Genomic DNA, 19,743 nt, shown 5'->3' on the forward strand with positions numbered 1-19,743 from the left:
CTCTGCCTTCATTTTCTCGTTTTCTCATTCCCATACTCTGTATGGGAATGAATTATAGAAGGCTCTGCCTTCATTCTCCATAACAGTAGAGGCAGAGCCTCTGTGATAGTATTCCCAGTCAGAGACTGGGAACAAGATATATAATCACCAATTATCAATCAATGACAAATGCTTAAATTTATTCGTTCCGATTTATCCCAACTTAACGCTTATAAAGCTCATCCTGGTAGTGATAGTGCTGAACCAGTCGCTATCCAATTTGACAGATTAGATACTAATGAAAGTCCTTTAGATTTACCACCGGAAATCAAAGAAAAATTAGCCTGGACTTATCAACAAATTATTGAAACTAATCGTTATCCTGATGGTGGACACGAAACTCTAAAAAATGCCATTTCCCAATATGTCAATGAATCAGCAAATCTAGAAAATTCAACTTTCACCGCTGCGAATATTTCCGTCGGTAATGGTTCAGATGAATTAATTAGATCCCTATTAATTGCTACCTGTTTAGGGGGAGAAGGTTCTATACTAGTCGCCAATCCTACCTTTTCCATGTATGGAATTTTAGCTCAGACTTTAGGCATTCCTGTAGTTACAGTAGGCAGAAATCACAGCAACTTTGAAACTGATTTAACAGCCGCAAAATCGGCAATTTCCCAAACACAAAATCCGCCCATTCGCGTCGTTTTTGTTGTTCACCCCAATTCCCCTACCGCTAATTCTTTAACAGCAGCGGAACTAGAATGGTTAAAAAGTTTACCAGAAGAAATTTTAGTAGTCGTTGATGAAGCTTACTTTGAATTTAGTCAAAGGACTTTAGCCGGTGAATTATTACAACATCCTAACTGGATTATATTACGCACCTTTTCTAAAGCCTTTCGTCTTGCCGCCATGCGTGTAGGTTATTGTATCGCTCATCCAGAGGCGATCGCAATTTTAGAAAAAGTTCGTCTTCCCTACAATCTTCCCAGTTTTTCCATCGCCGCCGCCCTCATGGCATTAGAAAATCGGCAACTTTTGCTAGAGTCAATCCCCCAAACCCTCAGCGAAAGAACGAAAATGATCACAGCCTTATCTGCACACCCAACCCTGGAAATTACACCCAGCAGCACCAACTTTATTTACTTGCGGATTAAAACCGATGACTCTCAATTATCAACCACCGTTTTAACAAATCTCAACCAAAAACTGAGAAATCAAGGGACTCTGATTAGACTTTTACCCAATGGCTTAAGAATCACCATCGGTACACCCGCAGAAAACACCCGCACCCTGGAGCGAATACAAGCATTATTGTAAAAGTAGCAACTAATTACCACTCATTTATTTTTGGTATCAATGCCTACACGACGAACAATCGTTACAGTTTGTGTTAACACACCTACTAACATTGCAAAAGCCTCATCTGGGATACAAGCCACTATTTCAGACGGGAAAAATACCTCAAACTGATCAAGAATCTTTTGTACTCGTTCTTTAGCAATCGGACTCTCCGTAATTTGTTTAATTAAACGTATCCATTGTCGCCTAAGCAAATAAGCTTTCTGACGATCTTCATGGGATTCAGGAGTCAACAAAGAAAGATTGCCTATGGGTAAAATCCCTTGGCAATCACTATCATGATCTCCACCAATCGCTGCTCCAGGTCCGGCAAACTCCGCATGATATTCTTTAAAAAGTATTAACCCATTCCTTCTCCGACTATTAACCATAAAAACCTTGCCACCATGAATTAGTGTGAGGAGATTAGAGCCATTAAATTGCCCATTTCCATCTGGCATGATAATTTGGTTAATAACACTGTTTTGAATGTGATAGTTTGATATAAGTAGGTGAACACAATAAAAACAAACTGTGTAAAGAAATGTAAAATCGCCTAAACCCTCTTCACTCTTGCCTCTTGCCTCTTGCCTTTTGCCTTGCCATAACGACAATTTTCAACGCCAACCTACTTACTGTTCTCTGATATTACTTGAACAGTATCATTTATTTCAGAAATAAACACGCACTTTTAGTTATTTTAATTATCCTATTCTATGGGATTAATGCTGGATTTCAATCAATCCAGAGTCAATACTCCTCGGTTAAGCCTAAAAAGTCATTATCCGGTAGGTTGGGTTGTGGAACGTATCCCTGACGGGAGGCGTATCCCTGCGAACTGCTTGCAGCAGCGCTTCGCTATCGCCGGAGGCATCAGCCATAACCCAACATTATCAAGGATTTGGTTGGGTTTTGCTGTCGCTCAACCCAACCTACATTTCCTTAACTTTACTTTCCGTTACTTAGAGGGTGTTTGAAAAAGTTGTCTGTGAGGGCTAGAAGTATGGCTAACGCCACGCTACGCTATCAGGAGGTAGGGGCGCATGGCTTGCGCCCATTCAGGAGTATGGCTAACGCCACGCTGCGCTATCAGAAGGTAGGGGCGCAGGGCCTGCGCCCATTCGGGAGTATGGCTAACGCCACACTACGCTATCAGGAGGATTTAGAAGAAGTTATAAGTAATATCAAGTCTGGAAAATTGAGCGATTTTTGATGCTATGACATATTTTTCTTGCACCTCATTTACCTTTTATACAGATGAAACTCTTCATGTGTCTGGGTTGTAGGTTTATATTATATGGCTAACGCCACGCTACGCTATCAGCAAACCCTACTTAGGCACTTTCATGAAATCCAAAATGTGACTTTCTTCTGCCTTCCTTCTCTCCGACTTCTCCTATATACGTTTATGCAGTAATATCTCACGTGAGCGATTAAGGAAAAGCGCATCCCAGGGAGATTCAACCTTATGTACGCGATATGCCAACTTAAAATAAAGCTGACGGGCATGATGATTATGTTCTAAAACGTGGAGATATAAATCTTGAAATCCCCATTCCTGGGAAATTTGCTCACAGCGAATCAATAAACTAGAGCCTACACCCAGTCTACGGCAACCCGGATCAACAGCTAAATTAGATATATAAGGGAAACCCGGATTTACACCAATCCAAGGATAATTACCCCTAACACTCATTTCTATAGTTCCCATAATTTTCTGATTTTCAGTGGCAGTATCAACAGCAACTAAACAAATATGATGGGGTGTGGGAGAATTGATCCGATGCCTTAGATCCTCATAAATACCTATACGAAACAAAGGGAAAGCCCAACTCCACAAACCCTCTTGGGAGTGGAAGCTTTCAGCCACAATTTGGGCAATACTTATTAGATCATCAGGCGTAGCTACGCGAATTTGGAGTTTTCCAATAGTTAGAGTCGCAGTTTCTCGGTTTACTGGGGGTTGGGTAGGGTTAAAAAACCAGGATTTCAAAGCTAGTTAGGGATTAATTTGATTGATTGCAGGAATAAGGTTGAAAGCCTTTTGGTGGCTGTTAATCCACAATATACTAGCCACTCAGCGGCTTGGCTCCCTGAGAGAGTGAAGGTTCATTACATAATTTCAGTTTTTTCTGTTCACCTACCTAGTTAGGATAACTTATTAATAACGTAGTAAAATCTATCTAAACTAGATATTTTAGCGGATGAGAGCTAAAAATTTTCCTAATTGAGAACTGGAGAGGCTGATAAGATAAATACTGAGTAGTGGATATGGGAATAATAACCTATAATGATCGCCATGTTCACCACCCTGAAAGTAAGAGACTTCCAATTAAAAAAATATTCGGCTCTTGCGTCTCTTTTATGGTGATTGAGGATTGATTGTTACAAAACCCTTATGGGACAAAGGTTATAAACAATTATCCCCATATTTTTAATGAAATGCTCACACAATGCGGCTGCCAATGATTTTGAACCAGGTTTGTAGTTATTCACTCCCCCCCTCTAAAATTATCGAAATCCTTGATCTCTCTTTAAAGATAGGGGGGAGTGTGAACAGTTACCCAGATTTTCTATAAAAAGAACCGAACTACTAGTAGTCTGTCAACCCGAAAATGACGGGTGAAGGCAAGCAGGGGGAGAAGAGAGGCACCGGGGGCAGGGGAGGGAAGAACAGAAGTTTTTTCCGCTCATTACCCGTCAAAATAAATTTGACGAACTACTAGAATATTCAAGTTTTGAATTAACATGATGCCAACGTTGATCAATAATCATTTAAGCGATAGTTCGATTACATCTCAACCATTGAGACGACATAGTGATCCACCTTGGTTATGGACTGTTGTATGTATTGGTTCTGTCTCTATTCATTTGTTAGTATTTTGGTTAATGCGTTCATCTAATGAATTTCAAGCTTGGTTTCCTCGCTCTAACCAAAGTTCGATTCCCATTGATATTATTGAAATTGCTTCCGAACCAAAATCCACAATTAAACATCAATCAACAACTCCAAAGATTAAACCGCAATCTTCTTTTTCATCTTCACCAAAATCACCACCCACTACACCCAACAATCAAAATGATGGTGAGATAATTTCTAAAATTCATTTAACAGAACAAGATAAAACTCAAAAGCCTGAAGTTAAAAAACCTGAAGTTAGAAAAATTGAAGTTAAAAAGCCTGAAGTTAGAAAAATTGAAGTTGAAAAGCCTGAAGTTAGAAAAATTGAAGTTGAAAAACCTGAACCTGAAAAAACCGAAGTTGAAAAACCACGAGTTAGACAACAATTCTATCCCACAAACCCAATACCAGAAGCAACACCAGAAGCAACACCAATAATTCCAGATAGTGAACTTCCCTGGAATCGTCGTCAAGAAGTGAAACTAGGAAAGGGAACTCTCCTCCGTCAAGATATTCCTACTGATTCCCCAACTCCCACAGCAGAACCTTCCGTAAATCCTAACCGAGAACCAGAAGCGTCCCCAACCACCAATGGAGGGGGTGCTATAGCTACCGTCAGTCCTCTACTCAAAGAAGAAGTTAGTGAATTAATACAACAAAAACAACTCATAACCGATGCTTTACCAGATGTTCTAGCTGAATACAAAGGAAGTACAGAAAAAGATTTAGAGGCTAGTATACTTCCCAGCGATGAGGATCTCAAACCAGCAAATATACTGGCTAGTTTAGTAATTGATAAAAATGGAAAATTTCAACAAGCGATAATCATCACGATTGAACCCGCCGCACTCCGCAGCCAAGCAAATATTTATGAACAAGCACTTAACCAGATATTTGCACAAGAAAGTTTTCTTGCTGCTTATAATCAAGACGGATCAAAACCAGATTTAAGCAATTTATATATTCGTCTCAAAATTAAATCCATAAATTCTCCATAACTACTTGCAATTTTATAAAAGCCATGTTATCTTAATTAAGTCAGAAGCACGCGGGTGTAGTTTAGTGGTAAAACTCCAGCCTTCCAAGCTGATCATGCGGGTTCGATTCCCGCCACCCGCTTCTTGAGAAAAAAATAGTTCGACTGCTCACCTTATGGAGAAATAGGAGGGAATTCTTAGCTGGGAACAGATAAGAAACACTCATTTGCTGAGTTTAGAGATTCAGTCAAGAAAAAGATGTTTTTAAAAGATGCGTAGCACGAAAAAAAACAGTGTCATTATTTCAATCTCATGTTTTTAAACATGAGTTTTTTCTGTTCCCTGTTGCCCGTTCCCTGTTCCCTCTGAATGAATTTTCAATATATAATTGTCATTTTTTTCAAGAATTTATAATAAGTAAAATGTCCGCAAGGGCGGACATTATCAGGGCTTCTGTCACTTTTATTGGCTACAATCATGTCTGAAACATGATGTTTTTATTGTTGATGATGAGAATAAAAAAATCAAGTCTTTCTCAGATATAAACTAGACATAATTAAGAGAGTTATATCTTAAAGGAATCAGGAGAAAGGAAGAAAGAAGAAGGATATTATTATGTTTAATAGAAAAAACATCATTCCTGAGAATTATATCGGCGGGAAGTATAAACCCAAATATTATGATCTTGCTGGATTTGTCGAGTGTGGGAAGAACCAATAATAATGACAGTTCGCATATCCGCTAATGCTGGTTCTAATTCCTTTAGAGTCGTAACCTGGACTTCTTCTCCCTTTCTTCCTAAATTTCGTCCCAACACAACTGGGGTATCAGGTTTGCGGTATTCCATTAAAATCTTTTTCGCGGCGGCTAGTTGCCAAGTGCGTTCTTTTGATACAGGATTATAGAAAGCAATGACAAAATCACTTTTAGCCGCAGCGGTAATTCGTTGAGCGATAATTTCCCAAGGTTTCAAAATGTCAGAGAGAGAAATCACACAGAAATCATGCCCCAAAGGCGCACCAATAGTGGCTGCTGCGGCTTGCATAGCCGAAATACCAGGGGCGACTTGAATATCAATGGTTTGCCATTCTGGTTTATGATATTGCTCTAAAACCTCAAACACTGCCGCCGCCATTGCGTAAATACCGGGGTCGCCAGAAGATACAACTGCTACATATTTTCCCGATGCAGCCAAATCTAGTGCCTGATATGCCCTTTCTGCTTCCACGCGGTTATCTGATTCATGAACACGCTTACCATCTGCAAGATGTCCAATTAAATTAATATAAGTTTTATAACCGACTAAATCCGTCGCTGCTGCCAAAATTTCCTTTACCTGGGGTGACATCCATTGAGATGCACCAGGACCAGTACCAATAATAGCTAATTTGCCTTGGGTTTGTCCAATGGTGTCGAGGTTGATAATTTTCGTGGAAATGGCAACAGCTATATGGGAAAATGGGGATGGTACAATTCGACCATCTGCACCTGTAGCCGCCAAAACTAATTCCGTCAATTCATTGGTGGGTAGAAAGCGGGTAGGAACGCCCAAAGTTGTCGCTATAGAGTGAAGTTGGGAATTATTCGCCAGTTGTAGCGGTGCAAATATTCCTGCCACTGCGGCAGGTGCTAAATTAGATTCTGCGAGGATTTGGTGAATTTGAGTGATTGTATCTGGTTCTGGGCTGGTGAGAGCGTTGCCTTCGGCGAGCAAAGCGATCGCAATTTTCCCAGGATGATAAACTAAACAATTAGGATCAGAATTACCCAAATTTTCAGTAATTTGAATAATTAACTCACCATTTTCATCAATAGGTAAATTACTCTCACTCAACCAAGGCGCTATTCCTTGTAATTTAACCTTTCCCCCAGCCAATAAATCAGCAATAAATTTTTTCCCATGTTCTGGGTTAGCTAAATGATATCCAGCAGGAGGAGATAACAAAGCAGTGTGAAAACGGATATCTCCCGTTGTGGTAATTGCTGGTTGGATATTCAGTGCTGAACCCACTTGACGTGCTAAATCATTTACACCACTTAAACCACCCAAAAGCGGAACAACAGCACTACCATCTTCAGCTACAGCTAAAACTGGCGGTTCTTGTCCTTTGTCAGTTAACAACGGTGCAATTGTTCTAATTAGAATCCCCGCTGCACAAATACCAATTATCGGTGTACCAGCAGCGAATAGTTCTCGTAAAGTTTCGCCAAAATTGGTAAAGCTAATATCAACATCATGAGTGCGATTAACCAAACCATATAATTTCGCACCAGCTAAGACACTAGTAATTCTTCGCCCCACTGTAACGCTATTTTGACTCAAGACCACAACCGCAGGGCATACCCTAATATTCATAAAAATTTTTAATCTTGTAAATCCTTAAATTTTGGGCGTTGCTGAATATACTCTAAACGGCTTAATCGTTTGATTCTATAGGTAGGGGTAAAGCAAAAGCTCATTGGTGTCAACTTAATCTCAAATCCTGATGATATCTCGTTCCCAGTCTCTGACTGGGAATGCTATTACAGAGGCTCTGCCTCTGTTTTCATAGAAGGCAGAGCCTTCTAGAATTCATTCCCATACAGAGTATGGGAACGAGAAAGGGTGAAACTGATATTTTACAAGGCTTTCACGTTAAGTTGACACCAATGAGCTTTTGCTTTACCCCTACACATCTAGCTTTTTTGTTATTTTGTAAAAATTCAAATCTCCGCCGTTTTTAGTATAACTTTAGATAACATCCTGGCTCAGTCAACGACAAAAACTTAGGAATGTGAATTAAGGGACTTCCAATTAAAAGAATACCCAAAAATTTCTTGTGGTGCGGGGCGAATTGCCCGCTAATCATCAAGGACGGGCAGGATGCCCATACCACAAAATTGGGTAATTTATTTTTTGGTGTTCCCTAAATTAAATAAATTGCAAAAGTAGGGTGTGTTAGCGACAGCGTAACGCACCATTCCCAGTTTAAATCAGAATTGCAGATTATTAAATTTGCATTCCTTAATTTGAGGAATAATTGTGATTCGATAACTTGTGTGTACACCGTAGCCTTGTAAAGGGGAAAGGGGGTAACAATGTGATGAAAATTACGGGATACCACTTTTCAAACATCCTCTTAGGGACTTCCAAATAAAAAAATACTCAACCACCTAACGCAAAAATCTCTCAAACCCTTATTCCTCTGTGTCCTCTGCGCCTCTGTGGTTCGTTAATCAGGATAATTTATTTCTTGGAAGTCCCTTAGAAGAGGGTTAGGGAGAGGTTCACCAGAGGGGTTAAAAATTATTGGTCGAACCCACGTTTATTTAATTAAAAGCATAAGTGCTTATGCACAAAAGATAATTCTTCACCCCGACTTCTAACCCTAACGAAAAGACTTTTTTAACAAACTCTATTTAGTAATTTTACCCATATAACTACCCCAAAGTTGTGCCGCTTGGGCGCTGCTGCCAGAGGTAGGTGAATTATTGTCATTTCCTAGCCAAATGCCGGTGACAAGTTGACGACTAGGAATAAAACCAATAAACCAGAGGTCAACATTATTATTTGTTGTTCCGGTTTTACCTGCTTCGCCTAAACCAATAGCCGCGCTACGACCTGTACCACTAGTAATTACTCCTCGCATCATAGTAGTCATTTGATTGGCAACTGCTGTTTTTAGAACTTGTTTAGAACCATTTGGATCTGTATCGAAGGAGTAAATCACCCGACAGGTTTCAAAATCTTTAAGATCCTTGCAATCACTACTATCACGAATTTTACTAATAGCATGAGGGGGATTCCAGACTCCACGATTACCAATCGCCCCAAATGCGCCAGTCATTTCTAAAACATTAACCACACTTTGACCTAATACCAAACCAGGTACTTCCTCAAGATTTGATTTAACACCCAAACGCTGCGCCATATCTACGACTTTATTCAAACCAATTTCCTTGGCTACCCGCAAAGCAATGGGGTTTTCTGACATTGCCAAACCAGTGGCTATGTCTAAACTACCACCAGCACCAGCCCGACAGGGTTTATAGGTAAAACCTTGCCAAGTTAAAGGACTGCAAGAATAACTTCTGTAGGTCGAAAACCCTTTTTCTATAGCCGCAGCGTAGGCAAAAATTTTAAAGGTAGAACCTGGTTGTCTTTGGGCTTGAACGGTGCGATTAAACTGGCTTTTTTTGTAATCAGTCCCGCCTACCATAGCCACAATACTCCCGGTTTTTGAGTCCAGAGTTACCATTCCTCCTTGGGAAAAGCCAAAATTTGAGCCGGCTTTGGTGACGGAATTTTTTAACTCAGCTTCGGCTTTGGCTTGGATAGTTGGATCAAGTTGGGTTTCGATGATATAGTTACCCTCTCTAGCTGCTGCTGGTCCTAGTCTTGATGTGAGTTCTTGAAAGACGTAATCATAGAAATAGGGGGCAATGGTTTTGGCTTGCCTTTCGCAAACTTTGGGGCTAACTTGAACGGTAGAACGGCGAGCGCGGTTGGCTTCTTCTTGGGTAATTTTGCCCATTTCTAGCAGTCGTTTAATGACTCGATTGCGGTAGTCGGCTGCACCGAGTTTCCGCCGACCACTGCCACAAAAATCGAAGGCATTGGGGGCGGGTAAAATTCCTACTAAGGTGGCTGCTTCTGCTAGGGTTAATTCTTTGGCGGATTTGTTAAAATAATATTTGGCTGCATCTTCAAAGCCGGAGGTGTCTGCACCTAAAAATACCCGATTTAAGTAAGTTAGTAAAATATCGTCTTTGCTGTAAAAGGTTTCTAGTTTGAGGGAGACGACGGCTTCTTTAACTTTCCGTCCTAGAGAGTCTTGACTGCCTACATATTCCCGGAATAAACTTCGAGCTACTTGTTGGGTAACTGTACTTGCTCCCTGTTGAACGTCACCGCTCCGACTGTTGATAAGTACGGCTCGCAATACACCCAAGGGGTCTACGCCAAAGTGCCAATAGTAGCGACTGTCTTCGGAAGCTACGACCGCAGCAGCTAAATAGGGTCCAAAGTCTGATAATTGTTTCAGGTCTACGTGGGCGATATTGCGGGGTTCACGGAGTGGGGTTGAGCCATCACGGGCATAAACAACGACAGGGGCGCGAGTGGCTGTAGGTAGGGGTCTAACGGAAAATTTCAGCCATTCTGCACCTATGGCTAGGGCAATTAAAGCCGTGACACCACCGACTCCATAGGCTGTCCAGGTGGCAGCTTTGATGTACCAAGCTGGTGGGTCTATGTATTGAATACTCACAGCATCAGCTAGATCCTGTGGTCCTAAGTTAATAACATCACCATGACGCAGTTCTAGGGTATTTATCCGCCTTTTGCCAAGATAAATACCGTTGGTGGAGTTTTCATCTTTGATTGTGAAAACGGGGGTGTTTTGGGTGGAATCCCGCGATAATGAGAGGTGAACTGTGCTGACAAGTGGGTTACGGATGACGATATCAGAGGATTTTGAACTCCGTCCTAGTATATAGCGATCGCCTAATAAATCATATTCTTCTTCTTGGTTCCCGCCGACATCATGGACCAATAGTTTTGGTACTTTCGCATTGGGTTTGAGCTTCATGGAAAAGTTGACTCTAGCATGAATGGTGCTGACCGCTTGAGTTACTTGACCAATTATAGTTTTTGGCTTTTGAGGAGGTTGGGGAAAACTCATAAACAATTGCAAGTTAAAAGTTAAAAATTAACGGGAAAGTAGGGGAATTTCCAAAAGAAGAATTAAATTTTTTAATTACTTGGTGTTTTTTTCCATGAGGCAATTAACAAGCAGACTATACCAATACTAATAAAAGAATCAGCCATATTAAACACGGCAAAATTAATTAACCGAAAATCAAGAAAGTCAATGACATACCCTAGTATAAATCTATCAATACCATTGCCCATTGCTCCCCCTAAAATCAAACCATAACCCATTTGCTCCCAAAAACTTAACAATGGTCCAAATAATGCAATGGTTATCAATACCAAACTGACACCTAAAGATAGCCAGCGTAACCATTCTACTTTGTCACTTAATAAACTAAAGGCTGCACCTGTATTAGTAACATAGGTAAAATGAAATATCCCGCTCAACAGTGGTAGTGTTTGTCCTGGGTTAAAGGTCTTCACTACCCAGTATTTTGTCAGTTGGTCTAATAGAAATGCTATCAGAGCGGCAATCCAGAAGAAGCGATTTTTTATACGCATGATAAATTTGTCGGGTGTCAGCTGTCAGTTGTTCTTCTTTGCTACTGACCAATGACCAATGACCAATGACTAATAAAACATTATATGTCGTAGCACATAAGCTACTATGGTAACGGCACAAACAACCACTAGTTGTCCTGGCAGTGCAAAGCAGGAGTATTTAAGAATAGCTTGAATCAGTGATAGATTGTCTGTTCCTCTCCAGGGTAAGATATAACTGATGATTAAATAAGCAATACCGCAGATGTGAACGGTGAATAAGCCACAAAGACAACTAAAAGCTAGAGTTTCTAGCCGAGGTCGAGCTTTAAAGGCTAAATATCCACAAATCCAAGCTCCGGGAATAAATCCCAGTAAATAGCCAAACTGAGATAGTTTAACATAACCGATACCGCCTCCTTCGGCAAATACAGGCAATAAGGTTAATCCCATGACTAAATAGGCAATTTGCGAGAGCGCACCAGCATTTTGACCTCCTAAACAGCCTACCAGTAGGACTGCACCAATTTGATAGCTGACACCTAGTGAAAGGGTTTGAATTCCGTGCTGACTCCAGTTCCAAGGTGAGGTAACACCATAAGCTTCCAGGAAAGTACCACCCATTGTGAGGAGCAAGCCTATCATAGACCATAGCAGTTGATTCGAGGCAGCAAACATTGATTAGGCGCAAGGGTTAATTAACAGTAGGTGCAAGGTCAAGAAGTTTACAATTACACCGTCATTCTCGCAAAGGAGAAAAATGGAAATGATCATGCTTTTTGTCCTCTTTTTCAGGGCTGTCTTTCTCAAGGAGATACTTTTGAAGAAGCGATCGCTAATATAACAGAAATTGTAAAATTATACATTGAAATTCTCCTAAGTAGGGTTTGCTGAATAAGTTGCCTGTGAAGGCAGGGAAAAGGGAACAGGCAAGAGGCAAGAGGCAAGAGGCAAGAGGCAATAGGCAAGAGGCAAGAGGCAAGAGGCAATAGGCAATAGGCAAGAGTAAAGACGTTTTCAGCGATTTTACGTTTCTTTACACAGTTTGGTTTTATTGTGTTCACCTACTTAGGGACTTCCAATTAAAAAAATACCCAAAAATTTCTTGTGGTGCGGGACGAAAAGCCCGCTAATCATCAAGGACGGGCAGGATGCCCATCCCACGAAATTGGGTAATTTATTTTTTGGTGTTCCCTTAATGGATAATCAACCTATCTTTAAGAGGATGTTTGACAAGTTTTCAGTGAATATAATGAAATCCCAGACGCACTGACCCGAACTGGAGGCTTGATCAACTCAAGCCTTTATAAATCAATGGTTTCAGGAGTAAGTTGGGGGAGCAAGAAGCAGAGGAAAAAAAAGATTTTAGTAAATTCAACTCAAATAGGATTGCTCTACTTAAAATCAGTTTCATGAAAAATCATCGCCTGATAGTTGCAATATCTCTATTAACAGTAGTAATTAGTCTATCAGCTTGTGGAGAAACTAACTCAAAGAATCCAATTATAAGTGAGTCTCCTGGTAAAACGACAAATACAACTACTGCCAATTCTCAGAAACTAGATTTAGGAGGTAATGTAGAATTAATAGGCGCGGGTGCTTCTTTTCCTGCACCACTTTATCAAACTTGGTTTACAGAGTTAAACAAAAAATATCCCAATTTAAAAGTTAATTATCAGTCTGTGGGTAGTGGTGCGGGTGTTGAGCAGTTTACCCAAGGAACATTAGACTTTGGTGCTAGTGATGTAGCGATGAAGGATGAAGAAATTAACAAAGTTCCGGCGGAAAAAGGTGTGCTACTATTACCTCTAACTGCTGGTAGTATTGTCCTAGCTTATAATTTGCCAGAAGTTCCTCAACTCCAGTTATCACGAGCAGTTTACACGGATATTTTGTTAGGTAAAATTAAATTTTGGGATGATCCGGCGATCGCTAAAATCAATCCTGATGTAAAATTACCAAAAGAGGAAATCAAAGTTATTTATCGCGCTGATGGTAGTGGAACTACGGGCGTTTTCACCAAACATCTTAGTACCATTAGTCCAGAATGGAAAACTCAGGTAGGTGAAGGTAAAAGTGTAAAATGGCCGACAGGAGTTGGTGCTAAAGGTAATGAAGGTGTCACCGCCCAAATTCAACAAACTCAAGGTTCTATTGGTTATGTAGAATATGGCTATGCTAAGGAAAGTAAACTCAAATTTGCATCTTTAGAAAATAAATCCAACCAGTTTGTTTTAGCTTCTGAAGAATCAGCATCTAAAACTCTAGCATCAGTAACTTTACCAGAAAATCTTCGTGCTTTTATTTCCGATCCTGAAGGTGCAGAATCCTACCCAATAGTAACTTACACTTGGATTCTCGCCTATAAAAAATATGCTGATACCCGCAAAGCTAAAGCAATGGAAGCAACTATTGAGTATGCTTTAACTGATGGACAAAAGATAGCTAGTGAATTAGGATATGTACCTTTACCAGCCAATGTAATTGCTAAAGTCGCAGCAGCGGCTGATCAAATTAGTCCTGATTATCATATTTCTGTTGGTGCTAATTCTCAAAGTAGGAGGTAGGGGCGCAGGGCCTGCGCCCTCTGTCAGGAGTCAGGAGTCAGGAGAATGACTATAAACTTTCCAGAAGATCCATTAACCACGAAAAACCGTTCAGAAATAGATAGAAATCTAGATCGGAGTTTTATTTGCATCACTCGAATTTTTGCCCTAGCGATCGCTGGTATTCTATTATGGATTGCTTTGCAAATTACTACTAGTGCTTTACCAGCTATCCAAAAATTCGGGATTAATTTCTTTTTTACCAGTAGTTGGAACCCTGTTAATAATGAATATGGGGTACTCCCAGCAATTTACGGAACTCTCATCAGTTCTTTAATTGGACTGATTTTAGCCCTCCCTATTGGTGTAGGAACAGCAATTTTATTGAGTGAGAATTTCCTCCCCCCCCAGGTAAATTTAGTCCTGGTATTTTTAGTAGAACTCCTAGCGGCTATTCCCAGTGTTGTTTATGGAGTCTGGGGAATTTTTGTGTTAATCCCTGTGTTAAAAAATTTAGGCACATGGCTATATACTTATCTAGGCTGGTTGCCAATTTTTAGTTCTGCACCCACTGGACCAGGGATGTTACCAGCAGGAGTAATATTAGCAATTATGATTCTGCCAATTATCACGGCTATCTCTCGTGATGCCTTGATTTCTGTGCCTTCAAGTTTGCGTCAAGCCGCTCTAGGAATAGGTGCAACCCGTTGGGAAACCATTTTTCAAGTTATTATCCCTGCTGCCTTTTCTGGCATTGTCAGTGCAGTAATGTTGGCACTTGGGAGGGCAATGGGTGAAACAATGGCTGTGACAATGTTAATAGGTAATGCTAACAATATTCATATCTCTCTCTTAGCACCATCAAATACGATTTCTTCTTTATTGGCAAATCAATTTGCGGAAGCTAATGGGTTACAAGTTGCTGCTTTAATGTATGCAGCTTTAGTTTTATTTATCTTAACAATGATCGTCAATATTCTGGCGGATTTTATTGTCGCAAGAGTACAGCGAATTTAGAATGCATAAGATCCCCGACTTCTAACATCAATTTATAGTTTCTGGACACAATAAATAAAAGAAGTCGGGGATCTGAGGATAAACGCAGATAATTTTGTGTTTTATGAAATTAGTAAAAGTTATATTGGTTAAATTATGAATTCTTTGTTTCCGCAAGGAGGCCTAACTCGTTCTCTTTCGTCTCCTCGAACATTGGTTAATATGGTCATGACTGGATTAGCTTTTGTCTGTGGAGTTTTGGCACTTATTCCTTTATTGGCAGTGCTTTATTATATAGTAATTAGAGGGTTTAGTAGTTTAGACATCCATATTTTTACACAGTTGCCACCTCCTCCCTTTGGTAAAAATGGCGGCTTTGGGAATGCCATTTTGGGAACATTATTAATGGTAGGAATTGCTGCTATAATTAGTGTTCCTGTTGGTGTGTTGGCGGCAATTTATTTAAGTGAGTTTAGTTCTCAAAGAATTGCCAGATGGATACGTTTCGCTACTAATGTTCTCAGTGGAGTTCCCTCGATCATTGCTGGGGTATTTGCCTATGGAATTGTGGTTTTAACCTTGGTAAAGCTGAATTTAGGCTCTTACTCAGCCCTGGGTGGTGGAGTTGCCCTAGCAATTTTGATGTTACCGATTATTGTGCGAACTACAGACGAGGCGTTGCAATTAGTGTCTCAAGATTTACGGCAAGCATCTATTGGACTAGGAAGCACTAATTTGCAAACTGTGATCTTGGTGGTATTACCAACTGCATTACCTGCAATTGTCACTGGTTCTATTTTAGCGATCGCTCGTGCGGCTGGAGAAACTGCACCATTAATATTTACGGCTCTTTTTTCTTCTTTTTGGCCAGATAGTATCCTCAAACCAACTGCTTCTCTAGCAGTTTTAGTATACAACTTTGCCACTTCTCCCTATCAAACTTGGCAATCTTTAGCTTGGGCTGCGTCTTTAATTCTTGTATTCATGGTTTTAATTACTAGTATTATTGCTCGCTGGGTTACTAGAAAAAAAGATTTAATTTAGCTATCACCAAAAAAAACTTTTTCATCAAGCCCGATTTTATGAATACTATCATTAGCACAATTAATGGAACTGAATCGGTTTTACGCACAGAAAACTTAAATATCTATTATGGCAATTTTTTGGCTTTACAAAATGTTTGGTTAGATATTCCTAAAAATCGAGTCACCGCTTTTATCGGTCCTTCCGGTTGTGGTAAAACTACCTTATTGCGATGTTATAATCGGCTAAATGATTTAATTGACTCATTTAGACCCGAAGGTAAAGTTTATTTCTACGACAAAAATATCTATGCACAGAATATTGATCCTGTAGAAGTGCGAAGACGCATTGGTATGGTATTTCAAAAACCCAACCCCTTCCCCAAGTCAATTTATGAAAATATTGCCTTTGGTGCGAGAATCAATGGCTACAGAGGTGATATGAATGAATTGGTGGAACGGAGTTTGCGACAAGCAGCTTTGTGGGATGAAGTCAAGGATAAATTGCGACAAAATGGTTTATCCTTATCCGGTGGACAACAACAGCGTTTATGTATTGCGCGGGCGATCGCTGTGCAACCAGAAGTTATCCTGATGGATGAACCATGTTCTGCCCTTGATCCTATCTCTACTGCACGGATAGAAGAACTAATTCATGAACTCAAAGAACAATATACCATCGTCATTGTCACCCACAATATGCACCAAGCATCACGAGTATCTGATAAAACCGCGTTTTTTAACGTTAAAGCTTCCGAAACAGGTGGACGTAGTGGCTACTTAGTAGAGTACAACTCAACTGAGATGATTTTCAATGATCCTCAACAGGAAGACACCAAAGCTTACATTAACGGTAAATTTGGTTAATTCTTTTATCTAAAATTAACTTAAATTGAGCATCTATGTTAACCTTGTGGCTGTAATCCTTGATTTAAGGTGATTTAGAACTTATTAGATACTAACTTGCTGCCAAACATGATTTTAATAGCAGATTAATTGTGATGAATATAGCTAATTTCCCGTGGCTGACGACGATTATTTTATTTCCCATAGCCGCATCACTACTCCTTCCCATTATCCCAGATAAAGATGGAAAAACCGTGCGCTGGTATTCTCTCATTGTCGGGTTGATAGATTTTGTCCTCATTGTCTGCGCTTTTTATACTGGATACGATTTCTCTAATCCCGATTTGCAACTGGTGGAAAGTTATCCCTGGGTTCCGCAATTGGGCTTAAATTGGTCTTTAGGGGTTGATGGCTTGTCCATGCCCCTGGTTCTCTTAACAGGATTCATTACCACCCTGGCAATCTTAGCAGCTTGGCCTGTAACACTAAAGCCGAAATTGTTTTATTTCCTAATTTTGGCAATGTATGGCGGTCAAATTGCCGTTTTTGCCGTCCAGGATATGCTGTTATTTTTCCTGGTGTGGGAACTGGAACTTGTCCCCATATACTTCCTCCTGTCAATTTGGGGAGGGAAAAAGCGCCAGTATGCAGCGACTAAATTTATTTTGTACACCGCTGGTGGTTCGCTGTTTATTTTGCTGTCTTCCTTGACAATGGGGTTTTATGGCGATACTGTAACCTTCGATATGCGATCGCTCGCCTTAAAAGATTTTGGACTGAATTTACAACTTTTACTCTACGCTGGCTTCCTGATTGCCTACGCTGTCAAGCTGCCCATTATCCCCCTCCATACCTGGCTACCAGATGCTCACGGTGAGGCTACAGCCCCCGTGCATATGTTACTAGCAGGTATTTTGTTAAAAATGGGTGGTTATGCCTTAATTCGCATGAATGCCCAAATGCTACCCGATGCCCATGCTTACGTTGCACCAGTGTTAGTGGTTTTGGGGGTAGTAAATATCATCTACGCTGCCCTAACTTCCTTTGCCCAAAGGAATTTAAAACGGAAAATTGCCTACTCTTCAATTTCCCACATGGGCTTTGTTCTCATTGGGATTGCCTCTTTCACCGACTTGGGTTTAAGTGGCGCAGTTTTACAAATGGTTTCTCACGGCTTAATTGGGGCAAGTTTGTTCTTTTTAGTCGGTGCAACTTACGATCGCACACACACCCTCATGTTAGATGAAATGGGTGGTGTCGGTAAGAAAATGCAAAAGATTTTCGCCATGTTTACAACTTGTTCAATGGCTTCTTTAGCATTACCAGGAATGAGCGGTTTTGTCGCCGAATTAATGGTATTTGTCGGCTTTGCCACCAGTGATGCTTATAACTCGACATTTAAAGTCATTGTCATTTTCTTGATGGCTGTTGGTGTGATTTTAACGCCAATTTATCTCCTTTCAATGTTGCGCGAAATTTTCTACGGACAAGAAAATGAAGAGTTAGTTTCTCATCAGAATTTGATAGATGCTGAACCCCGTGAAGTCTTTATCATTGCTTGTTTGTTGATACCTATTATTGGTATTGGTTTTTATCCCAAATTGCTAACCCAAATGTACGACGCTACAACTGTACAATTAACAGCAAGATTGCGTGATTCTGTACCAACCTTAGCCGCAACCAAAGCAGTACAAAATGTCTCTTTGAGTGCGCCGATAATTGGTAATTAATTTGTAATTACAACTGGGGTGGGTTTGATACCTAAACCCCCTGTGGTTGCCCCAAATACCGGGGTAGGCACGGGGGCGCTACCCCCACATCCAAATGTAAACCAATTAATTTTAATTTTCGCCAGAAATTGACCAAATTATTAATTCACCTTGTTCACCACCAGCGGCTAATAATTGTCCTTGGGGATGCCAAGATAGAGTAGAAAAACCGGCTTCAGTGTCAGTAAAAATCTGTGAAACTTCTTTGTTTTCATTCCACAAACATAGCCAACCGTCAGCACCAGCAGAAGCGAGAATAAAACTTTGGGGTGCAAAAGCGATCGCATTAATGATATCCAGATGATTAGTTAATACTTGCGCCTCCCAGCCTACAGATTCATCTACCGACTTCTCCCATGCTACTATGCCATCAACGCTAGAAACAGCCAAAATGGGCGCATCTGTGGGAGTTTTTATGTCTGACCAAGCTAGATGACGAATTTTCCCTGGAAAACCCCGCATCACCCAAGGATCAGGATGTTCCCATTGTAAAACAGTCAGAGTCCGGTCCATATTTCCAGATGCCAAATACTTACCATCATCAGACCAAGCCATTGCTGTACTGACGGTAGACAGAGGAAGAATAAATGGTTCATCATCCCAATCTTGAGTAGACCAGATTTTTATGCCTTTATATCCATTAATAGCCAAATATTTGCCATCTTTACGCCAATCAATTCCCAAAATAGAGGAATCATTAAAGTTAAGAGTTGTAACAACTTCTAATGTGTCTGCATCCCAAATTTGCACATAACGACCTAAACTAAAAGCTAATTGGTTATCGGTGTGACTCCATGCTAATTGGTCAACCCAAATCGGGGCATTTTCTAAAGTGCTAATTAATTTATTTCCGCACCAAATTTTCACTTTTCCATCTTGTCCACCAATAGCTAAATATTTACCATCGTGGGAAAAAGCCAAACAATTTACCGCTTTATCTGTCGCTGTTTGTAAATTAGTTAATTCGCCATTTTCCCATAAAACAACTTCTCCAGCAGCCGAACTAGCTGCAAGTATTTCACCGTCAGCAGACCAAGCCAAAGCAGTCACATAATCTGCAAGTTTTGTAGAATAATGTTTTGTAAATTCTGGAGATTTATTAATTGTTAAGTTCATAGTTGTGATATTTTATTTTTACAGCAATTCGCCAAACCTGTAGGGGCGAGGAAACCCCGCCTCCATTGTAT

General features: G+C 40.3%; 16 protein-coding genes and 1 tRNA gene. 10 read left to right on the forward strand and 7 right to left on the reverse strand.

The genetic code is table 11. The features are described 5' to 3' along the window. Positions 1-168: 168 nt before the first annotated feature. Entirely contained in the window at positions 169-1,302 is a 1,134-nt protein-coding gene (locus tag AN486_RS09720) for a histidinol-phosphate transaminase (RefSeq protein ID WP_290600373.1), read from the forward strand. Positions 1,303-1,322: 20 nt separating this feature from the next. Here AN486_RS09720 and AN486_RS09725 read toward each other — a convergent pair whose 3' ends face one another. Beyond that, complete coding sequence (locus AN486_RS09725; protein ID WP_290600374.1) at positions 1,323-1,784, reverse strand: hypothetical protein; 462 nt, start codon at positions 1,782-1,784, stop codon at positions 1,323-1,325. Positions 1,785-2,296: 512 nt separating this feature from the next. Here AN486_RS09725 and AN486_RS09730 point away from each other — a divergent pair. Continuing rightward, on the forward strand, positions 2,297-2,536 hold the full coding sequence (locus tag AN486_RS09730; protein ID WP_290600375.1) for a hypothetical protein: 240 nt from the start codon (positions 2,297-2,299) through the stop codon (positions 2,534-2,536). 183 nt (positions 2,537-2,719) lie between these two features. On the opposite strand, the gene AN486_RS09735 is transcribed toward AN486_RS09730, so the two are convergent. Then, complete coding sequence (locus AN486_RS09735) at positions 2,720-3,316, reverse strand: GNAT family N-acetyltransferase (RefSeq protein WP_053539176.1); 597 nt, start codon at positions 3,314-3,316, stop codon at positions 2,720-2,722. A 755-nt stretch (positions 3,317-4,071) separates the two neighbouring features. On the opposite strand from AN486_RS09735, the gene AN486_RS09740 reads away from it, so the two are divergent. Further along, entirely contained in the window at positions 4,072-5,223 is a 1,152-nt protein-coding gene (locus tag AN486_RS09740) for a hypothetical protein (protein WP_290600376.1), read from the forward strand. A 50-nt stretch (positions 5,224-5,273) separates the two neighbouring features. Then, positions 5,274-5,344 (forward strand) — tRNA-Gly (locus AN486_RS09745). A gap of 492 nt (positions 5,345-5,836) precedes the next feature. On the opposite strand, the gene cobJ is transcribed toward AN486_RS09745, so the two are convergent. The 4 genes from cobJ to AN486_RS09765 form a co-directional block, all read right to left on the reverse strand. Continuing rightward, on the reverse strand, positions 5,837-7,558 hold the full coding sequence (gene cobJ / locus AN486_RS09750; RefSeq protein WP_290600377.1) for a precorrin-3B C(17)-methyltransferase: 1,722 nt from the start codon (positions 7,556-7,558) through the stop codon (positions 5,837-5,839). Between the two features lie 1,039 nt (positions 7,559-8,597). Then, the gene (locus AN486_RS09755) at positions 8,598-10,865 is read right to left on the reverse strand and encodes a transglycosylase domain-containing protein (protein ID WP_290600378.1); all 2,268 of its coding nucleotides are present in this window, start codon (positions 10,863-10,865) and stop codon (positions 8,598-8,600) included. A gap of 71 nt (positions 10,866-10,936) precedes the next feature. Next, positions 10,937-11,398, reverse strand: a complete 462-nt coding sequence (lspA, locus tag AN486_RS09760) for a signal peptidase II (protein ID WP_053539165.1) — start codon at positions 11,396-11,398, stop codon at positions 10,937-10,939. Between the two features lie 69 nt (positions 11,399-11,467). Continuing rightward, positions 11,468-12,055, reverse strand: a complete 588-nt coding sequence (locus tag AN486_RS09765; RefSeq protein ID WP_053539164.1) for a biotin transporter BioY — start codon at positions 12,053-12,055, stop codon at positions 11,468-11,470. A 30-nt stretch (positions 12,056-12,085) separates the two neighbouring features. On the opposite strand from AN486_RS09765, the gene AN486_RS09770 reads away from it, so the two are divergent. The 6 genes from AN486_RS09770 to ndhD1 all read left to right on the forward strand — a co-directional run bounded on the left by AN486_RS09770 (position 12,086) and on the right by ndhD1 (position 18,517). Then, entirely contained in the window at positions 12,086-12,271 is a 186-nt protein-coding gene (locus AN486_RS09770) for a type II toxin-antitoxin system HicB family antitoxin (protein ID WP_035081131.1), read from the forward strand. 518 nt (positions 12,272-12,789) lie between these two features. After that, a complete protein-coding gene (gene pstS / locus AN486_RS09775; protein WP_290600383.1) occupies positions 12,790-13,944 on the forward strand; it encodes a phosphate ABC transporter substrate-binding protein PstS in 1,155 nt (384 codons plus the stop codon). A 45-nt stretch (positions 13,945-13,989) separates the two neighbouring features. Then, positions 13,990-14,940, forward strand: a complete 951-nt coding sequence (pstC, locus tag AN486_RS09780; RefSeq protein ID WP_290600385.1) for a phosphate ABC transporter permease subunit PstC — start codon at positions 13,990-13,992, stop codon at positions 14,938-14,940. Positions 14,941-15,075: 135 nt separating this feature from the next. Then, positions 15,076-15,963, forward strand: a complete 888-nt coding sequence (pstA, locus tag AN486_RS09785) for a phosphate ABC transporter permease PstA (protein ID WP_290600386.1) — start codon at positions 15,076-15,078, stop codon at positions 15,961-15,963. A 38-nt stretch (positions 15,964-16,001) separates the two neighbouring features. Next, positions 16,002-16,808, forward strand: a complete 807-nt coding sequence (gene pstB / locus AN486_RS09790) for a phosphate ABC transporter ATP-binding protein PstB (protein WP_290600388.1) — start codon at positions 16,002-16,004, stop codon at positions 16,806-16,808. Between the two features lie 134 nt (positions 16,809-16,942). Then, positions 16,943-18,517 (forward strand): photosynthetic/respiratory NAD(P)H-quinone oxidoreductase subunit D1, encoded by a 1,575-nt coding sequence (gene ndhD1, locus AN486_RS09795; protein WP_053539161.1) that lies wholly within the window; start codon positions 16,943-16,945, stop codon positions 18,515-18,517. Positions 18,518-18,628: 111 nt separating this feature from the next. Here the strand turns inward: ndhD1 and AN486_RS09800 are convergent, their stop codons facing one another. Then, positions 18,629-19,672: a WD40 repeat domain-containing protein gene (locus AN486_RS09800; protein ID WP_053539160.1), complete on the reverse strand. Its 1,044-nt coding sequence runs from the start codon at positions 19,670-19,672 to the stop codon at positions 18,629-18,631. Positions 19,673-19,743 lie beyond the last annotated feature (71 nt).

Source organism: Anabaena sp. AL93, from assembly GCF_001672085.1.
Taxonomy (GTDB): Bacteria; Cyanobacteriota; Cyanobacteriia; order Cyanobacteriales; family Nostocaceae; genus Dolichospermum; species Dolichospermum heterosporum.

What these genes read in the sequence shown, in the direction of transcription:
- AN486_RS09740 (WP_290600376.1), top strand. Translation starts at nt 4,072, where the DNA reads ATGATGCCAACGTTGATCAATAATCATTTAAGCGATAGTTCGATTACA.
- AN486_RS09800 (WP_053539160.1), bottom strand. Translation starts at nt 19,672, where the DNA reads ATGAACTTAACAATTAATAAATCTCCAGAATTTACAAAACATTATTCT.
- pstA (WP_290600386.1), top strand. Translation starts at nt 15,076, where the DNA reads ATGAATTCTTTGTTTCCGCAAGGAGGCCTAACTCGTTCTCTTTCGTCT.
- AN486_RS09725 (WP_290600374.1), bottom strand. Translation starts at nt 1,784, where the DNA reads ATGCCAGATGGAAATGGGCAATTTAATGGCTCTAATCTCCTCACACTA.
- ndhD1 (WP_053539161.1), top strand. Translation starts at nt 16,943, where the DNA reads ATGAATATAGCTAATTTCCCGTGGCTGACGACGATTATTTTATTTCCC.
- cobJ (WP_290600377.1), bottom strand. Translation starts at nt 7,558, where the DNA reads ATGAATATTAGGGTATGCCCTGCGGTTGTGGTCTTGAGTCAAAATAGC.
- pstB (WP_290600388.1), top strand. Translation starts at nt 16,002, where the DNA reads ATGAATACTATCATTAGCACAATTAATGGAACTGAATCGGTTTTACGC.
- AN486_RS09765 (WP_053539164.1), bottom strand. Translation starts at nt 12,055, where the DNA reads ATGTTTGCTGCCTCGAATCAACTGCTATGGTCTATGATAGGCTTGCTC.
- pstS (WP_290600383.1), top strand. Translation starts at nt 12,790, where the DNA reads ATGAAAAATCATCGCCTGATAGTTGCAATATCTCTATTAACAGTAGTA.
- AN486_RS09755 (WP_290600378.1), bottom strand. Translation starts at nt 10,865, where the DNA reads ATGAGTTTTCCCCAACCTCCTCAAAAGCCAAAAACTATAATTGGTCAA.
- pstC (WP_290600385.1), top strand. Translation starts at nt 13,990, where the DNA reads ATGACTATAAACTTTCCAGAAGATCCATTAACCACGAAAAACCGTTCA.
- AN486_RS09720 (WP_290600373.1), top strand. Translation starts at nt 169, where the DNA reads ATGCTTAAATTTATTCGTTCCGATTTATCCCAACTTAACGCTTATAAA.
- lspA (WP_053539165.1), bottom strand. Translation starts at nt 11,398, where the DNA reads ATGCGTATAAAAAATCGCTTCTTCTGGATTGCCGCTCTGATAGCATTT.